Source organism: Streptacidiphilus rugosus AM-16 (genome assembly GCF_000744655.1).
Lineage (GTDB): Bacteria > Actinomycetota > Actinomycetes > Streptomycetales > Streptomycetaceae > Streptacidiphilus > Streptacidiphilus rugosus.
Window position 1 is genome coordinate 1,533,237 of the sequence record NZ_JQMJ01000004.1, and the last position, 20,372, is coordinate 1,553,608.

Annotated in this window: 17 protein-coding genes, 1 tRNA gene and 1 pseudogene; 9 read left to right on the forward strand and 10 right to left on the reverse strand. The window is 73.3% G+C overall.

What is annotated here, in order from left to right; genetic code table 11:
* Nucleotides 1-34: 34 nt before the first annotated feature.
* Nucleotides 35-1,201, reverse strand: a pseudogene (locus BS83_RS16075) (NAD(P)/FAD-dependent oxidoreductase); the annotation flags it as partial.
* Nucleotides 1,202-1,537: 336 nt separating this feature from the next.
* Between BS83_RS16075 and BS83_RS46510 the strand changes: the two are divergent.
* On the forward strand, nt 1,538-2,368 hold the full coding sequence (locus BS83_RS46510) for a VOC family protein (RefSeq protein WP_084713562.1): 831 nt from the start codon (nt 1,538-1,540) through the stop codon (nt 2,366-2,368).
* 54 nt (nt 2,369-2,422) lie between these two features.
* On the opposite strand, the gene BS83_RS16090 is transcribed toward BS83_RS46510, so the two are convergent.
* Nucleotides 2,423-2,791: a hypothetical protein gene (locus BS83_RS16090; RefSeq protein WP_037604494.1), complete on the reverse strand. Its 369-nt coding sequence runs from the start codon at nt 2,789-2,791 to the stop codon at nt 2,423-2,425.
* 363 nt (nt 2,792-3,154) lie between these two features.
* Here BS83_RS16090 and BS83_RS48335 point away from each other — a divergent pair, with 363 nt between their 5' ends.
* On the forward strand, nt 3,155-4,393 hold the full coding sequence (locus BS83_RS48335) for a helix-turn-helix domain-containing protein (RefSeq protein WP_037604495.1): 1,239 nt from the start codon (nt 3,155-3,157) through the stop codon (nt 4,391-4,393).
* An 18-nt stretch (nt 4,394-4,411) separates the two neighbouring features.
* Here the strand turns inward: BS83_RS48335 and BS83_RS16100 are convergent, their stop codons facing one another.
* On the reverse strand, nt 4,412-5,356 hold the full coding sequence (locus tag BS83_RS16100; protein WP_037604496.1) for a LysR family transcriptional regulator: 945 nt from the start codon (nt 5,354-5,356) through the stop codon (nt 4,412-4,414).
* Nucleotides 5,357-5,436: 80 nt separating this feature from the next.
* Between BS83_RS16100 and BS83_RS16105 the strand changes: the two genes are divergently transcribed.
* Together BS83_RS16105 and BS83_RS16110 are read left to right on the forward strand one after the other, a co-directional pair.
* Entirely contained in the window at nt 5,437-6,384 is a 948-nt protein-coding gene (locus BS83_RS16105) for a DMT family transporter (protein ID WP_037609150.1), read from the forward strand.
* 56 nt (nt 6,385-6,440) lie between these two features.
* Nucleotides 6,441-7,022 (forward strand): hypothetical protein, encoded by a 582-nt coding sequence (locus tag BS83_RS16110; protein ID WP_037604497.1) that lies wholly within the window; start codon nt 6,441-6,443, stop codon nt 7,020-7,022.
* A 212-nt stretch (nt 7,023-7,234) separates the two neighbouring features.
* Here the strand turns inward: BS83_RS16110 and BS83_RS16115 are convergent, their stop codons facing one another.
* Nucleotides 7,235-8,296, reverse strand: coding sequence for an LLM class F420-dependent oxidoreductase (locus BS83_RS16115; RefSeq protein ID WP_037604498.1), 1,062 nt, complete (start codon nt 8,294-8,296; stop codon nt 7,235-7,237).
* Nucleotides 8,297-8,495: 199 nt separating this feature from the next.
* Here BS83_RS16115 and BS83_RS16120 point away from each other — a divergent pair, with 199 nt between their 5' ends.
* A complete protein-coding gene (locus BS83_RS16120) occupies nt 8,496-9,479 on the forward strand; it encodes an aldo/keto reductase (protein WP_037604499.1) in 984 nt (327 codons plus the stop codon).
* Between the two features lie 136 nt (nt 9,480-9,615).
* The gene (locus BS83_RS16125) at nt 9,616-11,460 is read left to right on the forward strand and encodes a helix-hairpin-helix domain-containing protein (protein ID WP_051943125.1); all 1,845 of its coding nucleotides are present in this window, start codon (nt 9,616-9,618) and stop codon (nt 11,458-11,460) included.
* A 167-nt stretch (nt 11,461-11,627) separates the two neighbouring features.
* On the opposite strand, the gene BS83_RS16130 is transcribed toward BS83_RS16125, so the two are convergent.
* The 3 genes from BS83_RS16130 to BS83_RS16140 all read right to left on the reverse strand — a co-directional run bounded on the left by BS83_RS16130 (nt 11,628) and on the right by BS83_RS16140 (nt 15,021).
* Nucleotides 11,628-12,815, reverse strand: a complete 1,188-nt coding sequence (locus BS83_RS16130) for an ARPP-2 domain-containing protein (RefSeq protein WP_037604500.1) — start codon at nt 12,813-12,815, stop codon at nt 11,628-11,630.
* Entirely contained in the window at nt 12,812-14,218 is a 1,407-nt protein-coding gene (locus BS83_RS16135; protein WP_037604501.1) for a hypothetical protein, read from the reverse strand. The genes BS83_RS16130 and BS83_RS16135 overlap by 4 nt, the downstream gene beginning before the upstream one ends.
* A gap of 188 nt (nt 14,219-14,406) precedes the next feature.
* On the reverse strand, nt 14,407-15,021 hold the full coding sequence (locus BS83_RS16140) for a hypothetical protein (RefSeq protein WP_037604502.1): 615 nt from the start codon (nt 15,019-15,021) through the stop codon (nt 14,407-14,409).
* A 172-nt stretch (nt 15,022-15,193) separates the two neighbouring features.
* Here BS83_RS16140 and BS83_RS16145 point away from each other — a divergent pair, with 172 nt between their 5' ends.
* Nucleotides 15,194-15,430, forward strand: coding sequence for a DUF5703 family protein (locus BS83_RS16145; protein WP_232248358.1), 237 nt, complete (start codon nt 15,194-15,196; stop codon nt 15,428-15,430).
* A 35-nt stretch (nt 15,431-15,465) separates the two neighbouring features.
* On the opposite strand, the gene BS83_RS16150 is transcribed toward BS83_RS16145, so the two are convergent.
* The 3 genes from BS83_RS16150 to BS83_RS16160 all read right to left on the reverse strand — a co-directional run bounded on the left by BS83_RS16150 (nt 15,466) and on the right by BS83_RS16160 (nt 18,176).
* On the reverse strand, nt 15,466-16,218 hold the full coding sequence (locus tag BS83_RS16150; RefSeq protein WP_037604503.1) for a chaplin: 753 nt from the start codon (nt 16,216-16,218) through the stop codon (nt 15,466-15,468).
* A 177-nt stretch (nt 16,219-16,395) separates the two neighbouring features.
* A complete protein-coding gene (locus BS83_RS16155) occupies nt 16,396-16,638 on the reverse strand; it encodes a chaplin (RefSeq protein ID WP_037609156.1) in 243 nt (80 codons plus the stop codon).
* Between the two features lie 185 nt (nt 16,639-16,823).
* Entirely contained in the window at nt 16,824-18,176 is a 1,353-nt protein-coding gene (locus BS83_RS16160; protein WP_408641093.1) for a M20/M25/M40 family metallo-hydrolase, read from the reverse strand.
* A gap of 240 nt (nt 18,177-18,416) precedes the next feature.
* Here BS83_RS16160 and BS83_RS16165 point away from each other — a divergent pair.
* Both BS83_RS16165 and BS83_RS16170 read left to right on the forward strand, forming a co-directional pair.
* Nucleotides 18,417-18,499, forward strand: a tRNA-Leu gene (locus BS83_RS16165).
* 132 nt (nt 18,500-18,631) lie between these two features.
* On the forward strand, nt 18,632-20,344 hold the full coding sequence (locus BS83_RS16170; protein WP_051943127.1) for a SpoIIE family protein phosphatase: 1,713 nt from the start codon (nt 18,632-18,634) through the stop codon (nt 20,342-20,344).
* The last annotated feature ends 28 nt before the right edge of the window (nt 20,345-20,372 follow it).

Below are 20,372 nucleotides of genomic sequence, written 5' to 3' on the forward strand. Positions count from 1 at the left end.
GGGCGGCCCCGCCGAGGGCCGCCCCCCGCGGTCAGCGCGTGGCACGGCCGCCCTTGGACACGAGGGTGGTGACGTTCATGCGCCTGCTCAGCCGGTAGGTCAGCAGCGGGCTGCCGCTGACCGTCTCCTTGTAGGCGACGGCGATCCGGCCGGCGAGGTGCAGCCGACGCGGCGTCTCGTCGGCCCGGGTGAACTGGATCACCGCGTCCCGGCGGCCGAGGCTGACCGGCTGGTGGTAGTAGCCGAAGCGGAAGGGCTTCACCGCCTTGCCACGCACGAGCGCGGCGATGGCGTCGGCGGTGTACTGGGCGGTGGGCAGACCGCTCTGGCAGGTGCCGTGCAGCCGCCCCCAGCCCAGCCGGACGGCCGCGGCGTCGCCGATGGCGTGGACGTCCGGGTGGGACACCGACCGCAGCGTGGCGTCGACCTCGACGAGCCCGCGCTCGTCCGTCGCGATCCCGGCCTCGGCGGCCAGCGGCGACACCCTGACCCCGGCGGTCCACAGGCACAGGTCGGAGGCGACGAGCCGACCGTCGGCGAGCTCGACCGCGTCCGGCAGCACCTTGCTGACGCGGGCTCCGGTCTCCACCCGCACCCCGAGCCGGTCCAGCGCGCGGTGGAGGTACGCGCGCGCCCTGGCGCCCATCATGGCGCCGGGCTCCTCCGTGCTGATCAGGGTGACCCTCGCTCCGGGGTGGCTCTCGGCGATCTCCGTGACCGCCTCGATCCCGGTCAGCCCACCCCCGCAGACGGTCACCGCCCCGCCGGCCGCGGCGACCTCCCGGAGCCGCGCGGCGAACCGGCCCGCGATCTCCGGGCTGTTGAGCGTGTACGCGTGGGCCTCGGCCCCGGGCACCTGCCCGGTGTCGGTCGAGCTCCCGAGCGCGTAGACCAGCGTGTCGTAACCGAGTGCCGCCCCGGCGCCCTCGACGGTGACGCTCCTTGCCTCCGGGTCGATGCCGGTGACGCTTCCCTGGACGAACGCGACGCCGGTCCCTGCGAGCAGCTCGGGAATCCGGTGCTCGGCCAACTCCTGCCCGACGGCGAGCTGATGCATCCGCAGCCGCTCCACGAACCGGCCCGAAGGGTTCACCAACGTGATCTCCACCCCGGTCCCCCGCGTGCGCCGCGCCAGCCGGATCGCGCAGAACATCCCCGTGTACCCGGCGCCGATGACGACGATGCGCTGTCCCTTGCCCATCTCGATCTCCCCAGTCCGGCACCGGCTTCCGTACCGGTGACGCCCATGGGACAACCGACCCGCGGCGGACGTGACAGGCAGCCGATGTGAACCAGGTCACACCTGCTACGGGATGCTGTGGCCCTCCTGGACCGGTCGGCAAGCTCGCCTTCGCCACCGACCCCCGACTCCGGGCCGACAAGCCTGACCCGCCTCCCCGGTGGCTGGACGCCCTCCGGCGCTCGTCCTGGCACTCGTCCGAGCGACCCGGTCACATTTCCGGGTCGGGCTTCGTCATGGCTGTGTCGGCAGGAAAACGGCCGGCACAGCCGAAAGCCATCAGAAAGACGAATCGCCATGACTCAGCAGGTCAGCACCATCACCCTCGGAGTTTCGGACATCACCGAGGCGAAGCGCTTCTACGTCGAGGGGCTCGGCTGCCCGGTCCTCAACGACGCGGGCGAGTTCGTCGCCCTAGGTCTGGGCGAGGGATCGTCCACCCTGGCGCTCTACCGGCGGGAGGCGCTCGCGGAGGACGCGGGCGTGAGCGCGGACGGTGACGGCTTCCCCGGGCTCATGCTCTCGTACATCGTCGAGACCGCCGACGACGTCGACGCGGTCATCGCGGGGGCGGTGCGCGCCGGCGCCAAGGTCGCCAAGCCGGCGAAGCGCGCCGTCTGGGGCGGGTACACCGGGCACTTCACCGACCCCGACGGCTTCCTCTGGAAGGTCAGCTCCAACAACGGCCCGGCACTGCTGCGCCGCCGGACGGCGCCCCCGGCGGACGAGGCGGTGACGATGCGCGCGAAGGAGACCGCGGTCACCCTCGGCGCCCAGGACGTCAAGCAGACCCAGCAGTTCTACGCCGAGGGCCTCGGCTTCCCGGTCAACAAGGCCTACGGCAAGTTCGTGAGCTTCACCTCGGACGGCGCCTCCTCGTTCCTGTCCCTGTACCGCTGGGACGCCCTCGCGGACGACGGCGCGCTCTCCCCCGACACCCGCGGCTTCCGCGGCTTCACCCTCTCGCGCGTCGTCGCCTCCGCCGACGAGGTCGACGCGGCCCTCGCGGAGGCCGCCCGCTCCGGCGGCACCGTGAGCAAGCCGGCGGCGGAGGCCGCCTGGGGCGGATACAGCGGCTATTTCACGGACCCGGACGGCGTCCTGTGGAAGGTCGCCGCCAGGGGCTGACCGGCACGGCAACGGGCCCCGGGTCGATCACGACCCGGGGCCCGCGGCATGCCGTCAGCGCGTGTCGCCGTGCGTGGTGCCCGCGTAGTCGGACACGTAGGGGGTCACGTAGACGTTCGGGCCGTCGTAGGTCGAGTACTGGCTGTGCCCCAGCGTCCCGACCGAGGTCCTGCCCACGACGCCCTTGTCGCTGGTGTTGAACCACGCGGTGCAGCCGCCGTTGCTCTTCTCACCGCTGGTCTCGCGGAGGGTGTACTCCTGCTCCCACCCGTTGTTGTAGTACCAGCTGATGTCCATCTCGCAGTGCCCGGACGCTGAGGAGAACGAGTACGCCGTGGTGTTGAGGGCGTGGGCCGAGCCGGTGCCGAACACGGCGGCGAGCGCCGCCGTGGCGGCGATGACGCCCATGCGCTTCCGGATCATGTGTACCCCTTCGTGAACCGTGAGTTCGCCTCCCCCGACGGGTGGAGGCGTTCACCGGCGCGGTCGCTGGCTGCGCCGGGGCCGGACCCGGCTGGACCGGGTCGGCCTGTCGGCGCTCATTCATCCGTAGCCAGGGGGCGTCCGAAAGGCCCTCCGGCGTCCACCGGACGCCGGAGGACGGATCCGGACGCCGACGCCCCCGGCAGCGCGGTCGCGGCAGGCCCTTGAGCTGCGGCGCAGTGCGCGCGGCGACTTGAGGCGTTCGGGCACGCCGACCCATGTCCTTCCTGTACAACCTGACAGGCATGGACACGACAGGGCGGGGTGGGCTTCCCCGTCCGCGTGCGTCGAACGGGGTGGGCCATGAAGCAGGGTGATGTCGTCGCGGACTTCCTCCACCGGCTGCGGCAGCTGCGGGTGGAGGCCGGCAGCCCGTCCTATCGGACGATGGCCAGGGCGTCGGGCGCGGTGTCGCATTCCGCCCTGCACGAGGCGGTGACCGGCCGACGGCTGCCCAGCTGGCCCGTGGTCCGCGAGTTCGTCAAGGCCTGCGGGGGCGAGGAGGCCGACTGGCGTCGGTCGTGGGCGGCGGCGAGCAGTCACACGCACGAGGAGGCACACCGGGTCGACCAAGCCGTTGAGCCAGTCGTTGAGCACCCTGTCGAGCAACCGGTCGAGCTGCCCGCACCCGGACCCTTCGCACCGCCGGCGGTCGCCGGCCACCGCCGTTCCTGGCCGGCCGCCCGGTTGGCGACCCACGGCGCGGCCCTGCTGGCCGGTGTCCTCATCGGAGCCTTCGCCGTCGGCTACGCCACCGGCGGCCCCGCCTCCGCCGCCAGGACCTCCGGCGGACCGATCCGCACCGCCGCGGACTGCCGGAACGCGATCAGCGACGACGGCGTCCAGATGGCGCCCGCCGCCTACACCCTCCAGGCCACGACGCCCGCCGCCGCGCCCGCACCCGCGGCCGGAGCCGACAGGCCGTCGCCCTCGCCGGCCTGGGTGGGCCGCGCCGCCTCGGAGGCACAGATCATCACCGGCACCGACACCACCGTCCCGATCACGCAGAACGTGACCGCGGGCGACGCGCTCATCGTGTCGATCATGCTGACCTCCACCTGCCCGGCACCCCTGACCGTCACGGACAGCCGCGGCAACCAGTACAAGCCCGTGGCGGACGTGTTCGACACGCGCCACCACCGCGTCGTCGTCCTCGCCGCCTTCGACGTCGCCGCCCTCTCCACCGACCACCATCTCCTGGTCACCTACATCACCGCGAGCAAGTACCACGTCACCGTCGACGAGTACCGCGACGTTCACGACGCCGTCGCCCACGTCACCGGCCACGGCGAGTCCGGCGGCACCGCCTTCGGTCTCACCGCGCCACCCGCCTGCCGTCCCGGACAGCTGCTCGTCGGCGCGGTCGGCTCCAACAGCGGCAACACCCCGGTGCTTCACCCGGGCTGGACGGCCCTTCCCCTCGTCAAGTTGTCCTCGTACAAGCTCACCACCGGATACCAGCTCGTCCGGGCCCCCGGACCCTGCACCCTCGTCGGCAGCACGACCGCCCAGTGGGGTGCCGCGCTCGTCGTCCTGCAGTGAGATGCCGCGGCGGCCTCCTCACGAAGTGGCGGAGGTGGGGGCGTCGGGCTGAGGCGGGTGGGTGCCCTGGCCCCGGATCTCCGCGGCGGCGCGGTGCAGTTCGGCCAGGACGGTGCGGACGGCCCGGCGTGCGGTGCGTTCCGGGCGGTGGAGGACGTCGATGTGGCGCCGGGCGTGGACCGACGCCAGCGGCCGCAGGACGAGGTTCGGATGCGCGCGGGTCGTCCAGCGCGGCATCAGCGCCAGGCCGCCGCCCGCGGCCACGACCTCCGCGACCACGGCGAACTCGTTGATGCGGTGGGCGATGTGGAGACGGCGGTTGGCGACACTGGCGACGGCCTCGATGCTGGACATGAGCGGGAAGCCGTCGTGGACGGTGATCCACGGCTGGTCGGCCACGTCCTGCGGCAGCAGCACCGGCTTGGAGGCCAGCGGGTGGCCGGTCGGCAGGGCGACGTCGAGCGGCTCCCGCAGCAGCGTGCTTGCGGTGACGGTACCCGGCCAGGGCGGGCCGTGGTCGAGGCGATGGGCGAGCACGAGGTCGTAGTCCCGGGTGAGGGAGGGAAAACGGTCCTGGGCGACGTCCTCGTCGGCGAGGGCCAGTCGCGGGAGACCGGGCCCGGACAGACCGCGCAGCAGCAGCGGGAAGAACGCCGAGGCCGCGCTGTGGAACGCCGACAGCGAGACGTCGCCCTCGGGCTGCTCGGCGAAGTCGGAGACCGCGTGCCGTGCCCGGGCCAGCGCCGTCTCCACCTCGATGGCCGCGCGAGCCAGGACCTGCCCGGCTTCGGTCAGCACGACCCGACGCCCGGCGCGCTCGGTGATCGGAACGGGGATCGAGCGCTGCAGCAGTCGCAACTGCTGGGAGATCGCGGAGGGCGTCACGTGCAGGGCGTCGGCGACGGCACTGACACTGCCCAGCTCTCCGAGCTCCCGCAGGATCTGAAGTTGCCGCTCGTCCATGCGCACAGTGTAGGACTGCTACAGCTTTGCTTAAGTAGTTGGTGGTGGTCTTCAACGTGCTGGTGGTGCAGCGTAAGGGCATGCCCGTTGCCCGCCGTACCGATGCCGTGCTCTTCCTGATCGCACTGGTCTGGGGTTCCAGCTACCTGGCCGCCAAGACCGCCACCGGCACACTGCCGGTGACCGCCGTGCTGTTCGCCCGGTACGCGATCTCAGCGCTCGCATGCGGAGCCCTGGTCGCCTTCCGCTCCCGCACCCGAGGCGGCTGGACCCGGGCGGAGGTCCGCGCCGGATCGCTGCTGGGGGTCACCCAGGCGGCCGTTCTGGCGCTGGAGACCTACGGGGTCGCGCACACCAGCGCCGCGAACGCCGGGCTGATCATCAGTCTGACCATCGTGCTGACACCCCTGCTGGACCGGACCGCGGGCAGCCGCAGACTCCCAGGGACGTTCTTCCTCGCCGCCGGCGTGTGCGTCCTGGCCGTGGGGCTGCTCACCGCCGGCACCGGTCTGCACGCGCTCCGGCTCGGAGACGCCCTGATGCTCGCCGCCGCGGTCGTCCGGGCCGGACACGTGGCGCTCGTCGGACGGGTCACCGCCCGCCGGCCCATGGACCCGCTCCACCTGACCACCGCCCAGACCGTCGTCGGCTCGGCCCTGTTCCTTGCACCCGCGCTCACCCACGGGCCCGACCTGGTCCACAGCGGCGCCGCCACATGGTCGCAGCTGATCTATCTCGCGCTGTTCTGCAGCGTGTTCGCCTTCCTGGCCCAGACCTGGGCCGTGCAGCGCACCTCCGCCAGCCGGGCCAGCCTGCTGCTGGGCACCGAACCGGTCTGGGCCGTCGCGATCGGGGTCAGCCTCGGCGGCGAACGGCTCACCGTGTGGGCGACCCTGGGCGCCGTGCTCATGATCGCCGGAACCTACTGGGGCCAGGCCATCGAACGCACCCACCGCACCACCGCGGCCACGACCGCGGCCCGGGTGGAGGACAGGACGCGCCCGACCGCGACACCCACCGCCGTCTGATCGCGCTGCTCAGCCGCCGGCTGACGCCGAGGCCGCGAGATGTGACAACCTCGACCATGCCGAACACCGTCACGTCCGTGCCCGCGCCCGGCCGGCCCCCCGCGCCCCGGGCGCGCGGGACGCTGTTCCACACCGCGGTCGAGCACCCCCGCGGGGCCGAGCTGCTGCCGCTCTCCGCCCTGAAGGACCGCCATCCCGACCTGTACGCACGGCAGTTGCTCAAGTACCGGGGCCGGGAGCACCGTCTGGACGAGCACGTGCCGCCCCTGGACTGCGCCTGGCGGGACGTCGTCTTCCTCTCCCCGGTCGACTCGGCCCTGCTCTTCGAGGCGATGCGCGCTTCCGGCCGCGCGGTCTCGCCGGTGCCGATGTGGACGCTCGACGCGTCCCGACTGGACCCGGAGCAGTGCTGCGTGCGACTGATGCGGGTGACCCGCGGCGCGCGCACGGCGGACCCCGGCGAGCCGGACGACTACCTCCCCCTGACCACGGCCACCCTGCGCGCCGTCTCCGAGGTGACCGCCCGGGCCCTCACCCGGCTGCGCACCCTCGCTCCCGACGAGCCCGCGCTCCCCTGGGGAGACGTGCCGCACATCCTGCACCGCGGCCCGGTCCCATGGCGCCTGTTCACCCGCTGAGCGGTGGCATGGCCGCGCGCCGGACCGCCTCGGCTCAGCCCGGCGCGTCCATCAGGGAGGTGACATGGGCGTTCAGTCGCTCCTCCACCCACCGAGCCACCTCACCATCCTGACGGCGGCACCCGCGAACCGGTTCCGTGGTCTCCTGCGTCCGCGATCACCGTGGTGATTGCGGACGCAGCGTCAGACGTACCCGGATTCGCCGCTCGCGCTCAGGCCAGGCCGGCCAGTTCCACGGCCTCGGCCGCCGTGCGCAGGGCGAGGATGCGCTCGTCCAGGGTGAAGCCGCCCGGGGCGAGGTTGACCGTGGTGACGCCGGCCTCGGCGTAGGCGGTCAGGCGGTCGGCGATGCGGGCGCGGGTGCCGACGAGGGTGGTGGAGTCGATGAGCTGCTGCGGGATCGCAGCGGCGGCGCCCATCTTGTCGCCGGAGAGGTAGAGCTTCTGGACCTCCTCCGCCTCGGCCTCGTAACCCATGCGGCAGGCGATGCGGTTGTAGAAGTTCTGCTCCTTGCTGCCCATGCCGCCGACGTACAACGCCGTGTAGTGGCGGAAGATGTCCGCCGCCGCGGCCAGGTCCGTCTCGCTGTCGCTCGCGGCGACGGCGATCGGGACGTTGGGGGCCACGTCGAAGCCGTCCATGGTCAGGCCCACCTTCTCGCGGCCGGTGCGGACGGGGGCGAGGGAGAGCTCGGCCTGCTCGGGGGCGAAGAAGATGCCCAGCCAGCCGTCGGCGATCTCGCCGGTCAGTTCGAGGTTCTTCGGGCCGATGGCGGCGATGTAGAGCGGGATGTGCTCGCGGACCGGGTGGATGGTCAGCTTCAGCGCCTTGCCGGGGCCGCCGGGCAGCGGGAGGGTCCAGTTCGCGCCGTCGTGGGTGACCCGCTCGCGGGACATGGCCTTGCGGATGATGTCCACGTACTCGCGGGTGCGGGCCAGCGGCTTGTCGAACTTGACGCCGTACCAGCCCTCGGAGACCTGCGGTCCCGAGACGCCGAGGCCGAGCCGGAAGCGGCCGCCGGAGAGGGTGTCCAGGGTGGCCGCCGTCATCGCCGTCATGGTCGGCGTACGGGCGGGGATCTGGAAGATCGCCGAACCGACGTCGATGCGCTCGGTCTTCGCCGCCACGTAGGCGAGGACCGTCGCCGCGTCGGAGCCGTAGGCCTCCGCCGCCCAGCAGACCGCGTAGCCGAGGCGGTCGGCCTCCTGCGCGACGGCGATGTTGTCGGCGTCGTTGCCGAGCCCCCAGTAGCCGAGGTTGATCCCGAGTCGCACGGTGGTGCCTCCTTGGTGAAAGTCTGGCCCGACTCTAGCCCTCGCGCCCACCCGATGCTACTAGCCAGTAGCACCTGTGCGGCCGCACGGACACGCGGCCGTACGGGTGGTCCCCGATGCCCCCCGGGCCACCCCGATCCGCGTAGGCTCACCCCGCCGCCACCAAGGCGTTCCCGACCACCACGGAAGGCTGCCGCCCGTGCAACAGCGTCATCTGGGCCGCACCGGTCTGCGCGTGTCCCGCATCGGCCTGGGCACCATGACCTGGGGCAGGGACGTGGACGAGCACGACGCCGCCGACCAGCTCAAGGCCTTCGTCGACGCCGGCGGCACCCTGGTCGACACCGCCGACGTCTACGCCGACGGCGGCGCGGAGTACCTCCTCTCCCAGCTGATGGACACGCTCGTACCGCGCAGCGAGCTGGTCATCGCGACCAAGGCGGGCAGCGTGCCCGACCGGGACCGCCGCTTCGACGGCTCGCGCGGCCACCTGCTGCGTGCCCTGGACGCGTCGCTGAGCCGGCTCGGCACGGACTACGTCGACCTGTGGCAGGTGCACGCGTACGACCCGGACACCCCCCTGGAGGAGACCCTGCACGCGCTGGACCTCGCGGTCAGCAGCGGCCGGGCCAGGTACGCGGGCGTCAGCAACTACTGCGGCTGGCAGCTGGCCAAGGCCGCCACCTGGCAGCACGCCGTGCCCGGGCGGACGCCGCTGGCCGGGACGCAGATGGAGTACTCCCTGCTCCAGCGCGGCATAGAGCGCGAGGTGCTGCCCGCCGCGCTGGACGCGGGGATCGGGGTGCTGGCCTCCTCGCCGCTCGGGCGCGGCGTGCTGACGGCCAAGTACCGGCACGGGCTGCCGCCGGACTCGCGCGGGGCCTCGCCCTCCTTCGGCGCGTTCGTCCACCCCTACCTGGACGAGCGGGGCCGCCGCATCGTCGACGCGGTCGCCACCGCGGCCGACGGGCTCGCCAGCACGCCGCTGCAGGTGGCGCTGGCGTGGGTGCGCGACCGGCCGGGCGTCACCGCGCCCGTGGTCGGGGCGCGGACCGCCTCCCAGCTCCAGGCCGCGCTCGCGGTGGAGTCGCTGAGCCTGCCGGAGGAGATCCGGGCGGCGCTCGACGACATCTCCGCGCCGGTGCACGTGTACCCGGACCAGAACTGGACCGCCCTGTACTGAGCCGCGGGCCGCGTACTGGCCTCGGGCCGCGCCGGGGCGAAGCGCTGCGGGTTCTGTCGGTGGCGACCGATAGCGTTCGGGGGACAGACAGGGATCCGTCCCGATCCACCCCGTTCCACCCGAAGGGCCGCGACCGATGAGTGAGACCGCGAGCGAGGTCACCGCGAGCACCGTCACCGCGCAGCTCGCCGAGGCGATCCGCCTGGCTGACGGCCAGGCGCAGGACGTCGACGCGCAGGCGCGCGACGCGGTCGCCGACGCGGCGGCCGTGCTGACCGAAGGAGGCGCGCCCGCGCAGCTCGCGGGCCCGCTCGTCGCCGCGCTCGGCGAGCGCGCGGCCGAGGGCCTGCGGGCGGACCCGTGGGCCGTGCTGGCCCTGCCGGGCGTGCAGCCGGCCAACGCGGACGCGTTCGCCCGCGGCCTGCTCGGCCAGGAGGCCGCCCCCGGCGACGCCCGACGGGCCAACGCCCTGGTCCAGTGGCTGCTGGAGCGCGCGGCGCTGCACGGGCACACGGCGGTCGAGCTGAGCGAGATCCGCGCCGGTCTCGGCCGGGAGGGCGTGCCCGATCCGGACGAGGCGCTGGTCGCGGTGCTCACCGAAGGCCGGGTGATGACCTTCCAGGAGGAGGGGGACGACGAGGACGAGTCCGAGGAGGCCGCGGCCGGCCGGGTGCTGCTGGCGCTGGACCGGCTGGCCCTGGCGGAGGAGAGCGCGGCCGACGGCTTCATGCGCCTGACCGCCACCTTCCCCGGCCGGGACGCGGCGGCGGGCGGCCCGGACGCCGACGCCGACGTCGAGGTCGAGGCGGACGAGGCGGAGGACGCGCCCGTCGTCGAGCGGCCGAGCTGGGACGAGGTCGCCGAGGCGGCCCCCAACTCCTCCGCCGCCGCGCTGATCCGCGCCGTCGCCGACGCGCCGCTGGTCCTGCACACCGGCGGCGAGACCGCCCGCAGCGAGCCGGTCGCGCTGCTCGACGCCGCGCGTCGGCTCGGCCTGCGCGCCGCGCTGGCCGCCGCACACGCGGACAGCGCGCGGCGGCTCGGCGCCGAAGCGCAGCCGCTCGCCGCGCTGCTGGCCGGTGCCCCGCGCCAGGAGGACGGCACACTCGCCCTGGATCTGCTGATCGTCTGCGACGCCCCGGTGCTCGACGTCGAGCTCGCGGCGACGTTGGTCGAGTCGCTGGCCGACGGCGCACGGCTGGTGCTGAGCGGCGATCCGGGCGAGCTGTGGTCGCCGGGCCCCGGCCGGGTCTTCGCCGACCTGCTGGCGGCCAAGCCGGGTCCGGTCGTGGCCTCCCGCCAGCCCGACTTCGGCCCGATCGGCGAGCTGGTCTCCGGCATCGGGATCGGCGAGTTCGAGCCCGTCGACGCGCCGGAGAAGGAGGTCGTGCTGGTCCAGGCCCGCGACGCGGCCGAGGCGGTGCACCGCGCCGTCCAGCTGGTGGGCGACTCCATCCCCCGCGCGCTGGGCATCCCGTCCGGGCAGGTCCGCGTGCTGGTCCCCGGCCACGCCGGTCCGACGGGCACGCGCGCGGTCAACGCGGCGCTCAAGCAGCGGCTCAACCCCGGTCCCGGCCAGTTCGGCGGCTTCGACGCGGGGGACGCGGTCGTCCACGCCGCGACGCCGGGGTCCCTGCGCGAGGGCGTGGTGCGGGCCGCGGTCCCCGAGGGCCTGGAGATCGCCTTCGGCGAGAAGCAGGAGACCTCGGTCGTCCCCCGCGAGTCGATCGGCGAACTGCGCCACGGCTGGGCCTTGACGGCCCACCAGGCGGCGGGGCGGCGCTGGCCCGGAATCGTGGTGCTCGTCCCCGCCGAGGCGGGCGCGGAGCTGAGCCGCCAGTGGCTCTACACCGCCTGCGGCCGCGGCGAACGCCACCTCTCCCTGGTCAACGCCCTCGGCCCGGCCCTCCCCCAACTCCTCACCACCCACCCCGCCCGCCCCCGCACGACGCGCCTGCGCGCGATCCTGATGGGCGAGTAGGAGACCGCGGGCGAGCCTGCCGCGAACTCCCGCCGCCGCGCGCACGCCACGGGCTGGAGCCCGGCCCGCGAAACGTGGCACCTCGGACCGCCTGCGTGCTCCTGGCTTTCGGGCGGCGGCCGGCCACATCGCCGCCCGCACGCCGCCCGCACGCCGCGGCACGCGGGTCAGGCGCGGGCGGGGCCGCGCGCGGCGCGGCGGTAGGCGTCGAGGATGTCCTGGCGGAGGAGGTGGCCGAAGCCGGCCGCCTCAAGGCGCAGGCCCAGGGCCGCCTCGCTGACGCCCAGCTCGGCGGCGGTGTCGGAGATGCGCCAGCCGTGGGCGGCGAGCCTGCTCAGCAGGTGGCCGCGGCGGATCTGGTTCTCCGAGAGGCGGAAGGTCTTCAGGTACACGACGCGGCCGTTCTCGTCGGTGATCGTCTCTCCGATGTGGTTCTCCTCCCCGCGGCGGAAGCCGGGGAGGAAGCGGGAGAGCGTGAACCGGCCCATCCGGTGGACGCGCTGCCAGGTGTAGTGCTGCTCGGCCAGCAGCCCGCGCGCCATCACCGTGTCGTGGAAGTCGGCCCAGCCCCGCTCCTGCTCGGCCGCCGCCCGGCGCAGGTCCGCGAGGGTGCGGACACCCGCGTCCGCGATGCTCGCGCGGAAGTCCGCGACCGGCGGCATCAGCGTCGCGTAGTGGTGGATGACGTCGCCGTAGAGGTCCTCCACCAGGGTCTGGTGCAGGGCCCGGTAGTCGGCCGGGTGCGGCAGCACGAAGGCCGCGGCGAGCGCGTCGGCGAGGTAGACCATGACCCCGCACTGGCCGGGGTGGATCTCGAAGACCCGCAGCGCGTCGGCGAGGCCGGCGACCTCCGCGCCCGCGTAGGCCTGCTCGACGCGCGGCGACAGCCCCTGCCGCAGTGCCCGCTCCGACCACTCCGCCCAGGCGATCGTCGGACCGCCGAAGTGCAGCGCGAGGTACCCCTCCAGAGCGAGGTGCAACGGCAGGAACCGGAGCCGGTCCCTGGCCTCGCGCCGCACCATCCGCCGGTGGACCCGCAGACGCATCGCCGCGACGGGCCTGACCTGCTCGCCCGGCGACGCGGCCGCGCCCGGCCCGCCCGCGGCCAACTGCGTGCCGTACGCGACCGCCTGGCCGCCGTCCTCGGTCCACCGCGCCACGAAGCCGTGCGGGATGTAGGAGACGTACGCGTGCCCGCCACCGAGCTCCGCCACGGCCGGCCTCGCCTCCGGATAGATCTGCCGGTGCAACCGCAGGTCCACGACGGGCTCGCGGCGCACCAGCGGCACCAGCCGCACCGCGCCCCAGACCTGGGCCGGACGGGTCTCCAGGCCGGTCAGGTCGAGCGTCCTCACGTCTGCTCCCTTCCGAGGTCGGCCGCCCGGCCGTCGAGGTAGGCGGTGAGTTCCGCGAGTCCGGTGCGGCCCTCGGCGAACTGGGCCAGCTCGACCAGGGCCGGCAGGTCCTCGGCGTCGCGGATGCCCGCCGTGGGGACGCCCGCGGCGAGGCGTCGGACGTCGAAGTCGACGGCGTCGTAGACCGGGTTGAGGTGCACCACGGCGGTCCGCCGGTCAGGGTCGAGCCTGGTGCGCCAGAGCCGCAGCACCTCGGCCGCGAGGCCGGGCGGGGCGTTGTCCCAGCCGTCGGAGACGATCACCAGGCGGGAGGGGCCCCACTCCAGGGCGTCCATGATCCGGTGCCCCAGCGGCGTGACGCCGTAGGGGTGGGCGAGCAGCGGGTCGGTCCGCCCCGAGGTCCACAGGCCGGTGTACTCCCCCGCCAGCGCGCCGAGCAGGTAGTGGGAGGCCAGGGCGACCGCCAGCGGGCGGCGGCGCTTCTCGCCCGAGCCGTACGCGGAGAAGCTGTCGTCGAGCACGGCCGCGACCCTGCCCCAGCTCCCCCTGCGACGGCCGACCGCCCGCGCGGCGGCGGCGCGCAGGGCCGCCGTGAGTTCGGCCCGGCGCTCGGACCGCTGGTCCAACGGCAGCGACAGCACGTAGGCGGCGAGCCGGGTCAGCGGCATGCCGGTCAGGTCGGCGGGCGCGCCGCCCGCCGACTGCAGGCGCAGGGTCTCCAGGCGGGTCATCCGGGGCGCGATGCGCGTCAGGAAGACCCCGCGCGGGATCCCGTGCTTGGCCGCGAAGCCCTCGGCGACCGTGTACGGGAGCTCGTAGAGGGCGCCCTGCTCGTAGTGGGCACGCCGCCAGGCGTCCAGCAGCGGCGCGTCGTAGCCGCGACGGCTGTGCGGGGCGAACAGGAAGTCGCCCAACTCCTCCTCGCCGACCGACAGGTGCGCGTGCCGCAGGGCCTGCTTGAGCCCGCTGCGGTACTTGACCGCGTCCAGGGCCAGGTCGGGGCGGGCAGCGAGCCAGTCGCGCAGAACGGCGCGGGTGCGGCGGTTGTTCACCCCGGCGCGGCGCAGCGCCCGGAACAGCCCGTAGACGCGCTGCGGCGGGAGCAGCGCCAACCGGCCCGCGATCAGCCGTCCCTCGTCGCGCCGCTGCGCGGGGGTGGCCTCGGCGGCGGTCTCCAGCAGCCGACGGATGATCAGGGCGGCATTGTGGTCGTTGATGTCGAGCGCCAGCACACGCGCGTACAGCTCGCGGTAGTTGCCGAGCATGTACGCGTGCAGGAAGTCAAGGGAGAAACGCTGCTCGGCCGAGGTGCTGCGGAACTCCCGCTGGCCCGTCCCGGTGATCGCCGCGTTGACGAAGAGCAGCACGTCCTCGGCCGCGATCAGATCGCCGTACGTCTCCATGACCGCCGCCCCCGCGCCGAATAGCCCCCGAACCCTGGTTGCCGGCCGGGGAATGGGGGCACGAGCTGCGAATCATTGCTTCAGAGGCAGGTTCCGGAAGTCGCACCGGAGTCCCGCGGCCGGCAGCAGGACGGTAACAGAGCGCCGAAGCGGCGTTCCATCGACTTTCGAACGGGCACCCCTGGTCATCAGCTCGGGTCCAGGACCCCGACCTCGGCCTCGTCGACGTCCTCGGTCTCGTCGTCCTCCTCGTACTCCTCGACGACGTCGAAGCGGGCGATCAGCAGCTCGGGCTCCGCGGCGTCGAACGGCTCGCCCAGCCAGGAGCCGGGCTCGCCCTGGTCCGCGGCGACGACCCAGAGCGTGGAGTCGCCCTCCTCCAGGCCGAAGTCGGCCGCGTGGCGGGCGATCCGGTCGGGCTCGTAGTCGCCGAAGAGCGCGCGCAGGGCCGCGGCGACGGTGGGGCCGCCGACGGACTCGCGCAGCCGGCGGGCGTCGGCGACGGCGTAGTCACGGCGGACCAGCACGCTGACGGCCTCGGGCTCGACGGTGTCGGGCAGCCCGCCGTCGCCCGGGTGGGGCACCTCGAAGGGGGTGAACTCGTCGTAGATCTCGTCGAGGAGCTCGTCGTAGACCTCCGCGGCGTCGGCCAGCGCCTCGTAGGACTCGGCGACCGACGGATCACCCGCACCGGCTCTCGCTTCGACGGCGGCAAGATGCGCGTCGATCGCGGCCTTCACCGCGTCAGCGGCGCTGCGTACCTGGGCGACCTGGGTTTCCGTGGGGCGCACGACATCAGACATGCGTCGAACGCTATCCGCTCGTGGGCACCCCGCGCACGGGTGTTATCGGGCTGGTAGCAAATCGATCACGTGAGCAGGACGGTCCGGTTGCCGTGGCCAACGTCTGGGCAGCCTTTCTGCGCGGCCCGGCGCGGCCGTAGGCTTACCTGTGTTCATCCGCGGGAGGAGAGTCTTGACCCCACCCTCTGGCAAGATCGTTCGCCAGTCCGAGTACGAGTTCCGCTCGCTGCTGCTGCCGCGCACCGTCTCCCGGAACGAGGCGCGCGCCCTGCTCACCGAGCAGGCGGAGTACGGTCACTGGGAACTGGACCGACTCCGCCTCTACCCGGACGGACGGCGCAAGATCACGCTCAAGCGACGGATCATCCGTCAGGTGCGCAGTCCGCTGAGCGCCTACCTGGACAGCTGACGGCCGGCCGACCTGCTGACCGGCCGACCTGCCGGCTACTTGGCCGGTCGACGCGTCCGGCGATAGAGCAGCACGCCACCGGCGGTGACGAGCGCGCCGACCGGTGCCAGCACCAGCGCCTCGTTGCCGCCACCGGTCTCGGCGAGCACCTGGCCCCCGGAGCTCCCGCCCGTCGAACCGTTCGGCGGCGGGCTGTGGTGTCCGCCGGTCGGCGACACCGACGGCGACTGGGACGGCGTGGTCTGCGGCGGCGGGGGCTGCTCGCCGCCCGTGCCGCCGTGGCAGCCGCAGGTGTGGGACGGCCTCGGCGTCGGGATGCCGCCGCCCGTCGTGCCCCCCGAGACCGAGCCGGACCCGCTGTGGTTCGCGCACCCGTTGCCGAAGGCGGGGTTCACCGCGCCGGGAGCGTTCACCGAGTTGCCGCAGAGGTTCACCGGCACGTCGACCGGGACCTGCACCGCATTGCCCGAGCCGACGCCCGGGGAGTCGTGCGCACCGCCCTGGGCGGTGCCGCCGCCCCCGCCGCTGCGGCGGGAGTCGTTGCCGCAGTGGTTCCCGTAGGCGGGGTTCAGCACCCCGACCACGTTGACCGTGTTCCCGCAGGCGTTCACGGGCACCGAGACGGGCACCTGAACCGCATTGCCGGAGGCCACGCCGGGGGAATCGCTCGCGGTTCCGTCCGCCCCCGAATCGGCGTAGGCGAGCCCCGCCGCATACCCCGCTGTGGAAGCCAAGACGCTCCCGGTCGCCATGACCGTGAGCAAACCGCGTTTGGCAGCTTGTCGCATGGTTTTGCCCTGCCCTCAGTCTGTCATTCCTGCGTAGTGATCCTGTGTCCCCGTACACCACTCCAACGAGAGCGAGGAGCGTGAGGCACGGTTGAGTCGTGGAATGCCACGACCCCGGGAGGAAAGCTCTCCCGGGGCCGTGATTCGCTCAGTCGTCCGGACTCATCCGGGACAGGCTCAGTTGTTCTCGCAGTGGTTGCCGAACGCCGGGTTCAGCAGGCCGATGACGCTGATGGTGTTGCCGCAGACGTTCACCGGGACGTGCACCGGAACCTGGATCACGTTGCCGGACAGCACACCCGGGGAACCCCAGGCGGCGCCCTCGGCCTGCGCACCACTGTGGGCACTGGCGACACCCGCGCCGGCCAGGGCCAGACCACCGGCGGTGGCGACGACGGCGACGATCTTCTTGACCTGCATGGTCTCCTCCTTCATCCATGGAACAGCTCGTATGCCGAGCTGCATATGGGTGAACGAGGCTGCGGCAAATGGGGTACGACGCCGCAGAAACTCTCACCCTTTGGGGTGAGAAATACGCACGCCCATGCGAAGGTCAGGAATCAGCGCTGCTCGATGCAGCACGGGTGGATTCAGCACGGGTGGATTCAGCACTGATCGATGAAGCGGTCGAGCACCCGCACGCCGAACTTCAGCGCGTCGACCGGAACACGCTCGTCCACCCCGTGGAACATCCCGGCGAAATCCAGGTCGGCCGGCAGCTTCAGCGGTGCGAAGCCGAAGCAGCGGATGCCGAGCTCCGAGAAGGCCTTCGCGTCCGTGCCTCCGGACAGCGTGTACGGCACCGCCCGGGCGATCGGGTCCTCGGCCTTCAGGGCCGCCTGCATCGCGGCCACCAGCGGGCCGTCGAAGTCGGTCTCCAGCGCCTTGTCGGTGTGCACGTCCTCGCGCCGCACGCGCGGACCCAGCACGGAGTCCAGTTCGGCCAGGAACTCCTCCTCGTAGCCGGGCAGGAAGCGTCCGTCCACGTGCGCGGTGGCCTGGCCGGGGATGACGTTGACCTTGTAGCCGGCGCCGAGCATCGTCGGCTGCGCGGTGTTGCGCAGTGTGGCGCCGATCAGCTTGGCGATGCCGCCGAGCCGCTCCAGCGTGGTGTCCATGTCCTCCGGGTCCAGCTCGACGCCCAGGGCGTCGGAGAGCTCGTCGAGGAAGTGCCGCACGCTCTTGGTGATCCGCACCGGGAACTGGTGCCGGCCGAGCCTGGCCACCGCCTCGCACAGCTCGGTGATGGCGTTGTCCTTGTTGGTCATCGAGCCGTGGCCTGCGGTGCCGTCCACGGTGAGCCGCATCCAGTGCATGCCCTTCTCCGCGGTCTCCACCAGGTAGAGCCGCAGGTTCTCGTCCACGGTGAAGGAGAAGCCGCCGACCTCGCCGATGGCCTCGCTGACCCCGTCGAACAGCCCCCGGTGCCTGTCGACCAGGTGGTGCGCCCCGTAGACGCCGCCCGCCTCCTCGTCGGCGAGGAAGGCGAGCACGATGTCGCGCGGGGGCCTGCGCCCGCTGCGCAGCCGGTCGCGGACGACGGCGAGCGTCATCGCGTCCATGTCCTTCATGTCGACCGCGCCGCGCCCCCAGACCATCCCGTCGGCGATCTCGCCGGCGAAGGGATGGTGGGTCCAGTCGGCGGCGTTGGCCGGGACCACGTCCGTGTGGCCGTGGATCAGCAGCGCCGGGCGGGAGGAGTCCTCCCCGGCGATCCTGGCGATCGTGCTCGCGCGGCCCTTGTCCGACTCGATGATCTGCGGCTCCAGACCGAACTCGGCGAGCTTCTCGGCGACGTACTCGGCGGCGGCGCGCTCGCCGGGGCCCGAGCCGTCGCCGTAGTTGCTGGTGTCGATCCGGATCAGGTCCCGGCACAGGTCGGCGACCTCCGCCTCGCCGAAGCCCTCGCCGGAGCCCCCGGTCGGGTTGACGCCCACTGTCTCGCTCACGCTGCTCAGCCTCTCTCCCACGTCACGTCGGCCCGCCTCCGGCGACTCCCGGCCCGCGGCCCCGGCCCATCCTCCCCCGGCCGTGCGCCGCCGCCCAAGAGCGCCGCGCATCGGCGCAGGTCCCCGGCCCGAACGCGGTCGGCAGGGCTGCCGCAGTCGGCCGGGAAACGTGGTTCGGAACCCCCGCTGATCTTTGCTATGGTTTACCTCGTCAGCGAGGCCGACAGGCCAGAGCGGACAGAGTCCGATGCGCGGGTGGCGGAATGGCAGACGCGCTAGCTTGAGGTGCTAGTGCCCTTCGGGGCGTGGGGGTTCAAGTCCCCCCTCGCGCACGCATCGGAATCGCCGACCCGGTTTCATCCGGGTCGGCGTTTCTGCATTTTCGTGTCCAGCGGAAGGCAGCCGTGCCCGCCGGGTGGCATCGCCGCCCGGCGGGGCTGCGACGGGGATGGGACGATCTGCGTATGGGCGAGGCGAACTCGCGGCCGGGGCCGGTGGACGAAGCCGTCGCCGGACCCGCCGGCGATCTGCGGCTGCTGCGGCAGATCCTTGACCGGGCGATCGTGGGCGTCGCCGTGCTGGACACCGAGCTGCGCTACACCTACGTGAACGAGGCCCTGGCGCAGGTCAACGGCGTGGCCGCGGAGCTGCACGTCGGTCGCAGGATCGCCGAGGTGGTGCCCGGCATCAACGTCGAGGCGGCCGAGGCCGAGCTGCGGGCCGTCATGGCGGACGGGGTGCCGCGCCACCACACGGTCGAGGGCACCACCGCGGCCGACCCCTCCGGCGAGCTGCGCTGGTGGCACAACGCGTACAACCGGCTCGAGACCCCGGCCGGCGAGGTGCTGGGCGTCGTGGGCATGGTTCTGGAGATCACCGAGGACCGCCGGATCCGCCGCGCCCTGGACCGGGCCCGCACCAGGCTGGCGCTCCTGGACGAGGCCGCGACCCGGATCGGCACCACCCTGGACGTCCAGCTGACCTGCAAGGAGCTGACCCGGCTGTTGGTCCCGCGGCTGACCGACATCGCGGTGGTCGACATGGTCGAGGGCGGTGAGCGGCCGGAGCGGCCCGGCGACGGGCCGCGGCTGCGACGGCTGGCGATGAGCACGACGCCGACGCTGGTCAAGGCGGGCCGCGAGTTCGGCGCGACCGGTTCCACGCACAGCCCGCAGCCCTCCTCCGCCGCGGCGCGCTGCCTGGCCGAGCAGCGGCCCGTCGTCTCCAACCTGCCCGCCGACGACCAGCTGGCCGCGGACGCCCCGGACGCCGACCGGGTCGCCCGCTACCGCAGGCTGGGCATGCACTCGGCGCTGTGCGTGCCGCTGGCGGTGCGCGAGGGCGTGATCGGCGTGGTCAACCTGGTCCGGGCGGGCGGGTCGCCGCCGTTCTCGCAGGAGGACGTGGACCTGGTCGAGGAGCTGGCCAGGCGCGCGGCCAACAGCATCAACAACGCGCAGCGTTACGCGCACGAACACGAGACGGCGCTGGTGCTGCAGCGCGCCCTGCTGTCGGAGCGGACCCGTCCGCACGGCGACGTGGAGTGCGCGGGCCGGTACCTGCCCGCCGGCAAGACGGCCGAGGTCGGCGGTGACTGGTTCGACTCGATGGCGCTGCCGGGCGGCCGGACCCTGCTGGTCGTCGGCGACGTGATGGGCCACGGCCTGGAGGCGGCGGCCACGATGGGCGAATACCGCTCGCTGATGCGGGCGCTCGCGTTCCAGGGCTGGGGTCCGGAGAAGATCCTCAGCGAGGCCCAGCGCACGGTCGAGGCCCTGGGCCTGGACCGGGTCGCCACCTGCGTGGTCGCCGAGATCGACCCGACCGCGGGCACGCTGACCCTGGCGGGCGCGGGCCACCTGCCGCCGCTGCTGCTGCGGCGCGGCCTGGGCGCGCAGTTCGTCGAGCTTCCCGGCGATCCACCGCTCGGCGCGGGCGTCGGCCACTACCGCGGCACGACGCTGACGCTGTCGCCCGGCTCGGTCCTGCTGCTCTACACCGACGGCCTGGTGGAACGCCGCGGCGAGGACATCGAACTCTCCCTCGAATCCCTGGCCGCCCTCGACCTCGACCCCGACGCCCCGCTGGAGCGCCTCCTCGACACCGCCCTCACCGGCCTCGCCGCCGTCCGGGCCGAGGACGACGTCGCCCTCCTCGCCGCCCGCCTGCGGCGCTAGCCGTTCGCACTCGGCGGCCACCCGCGGG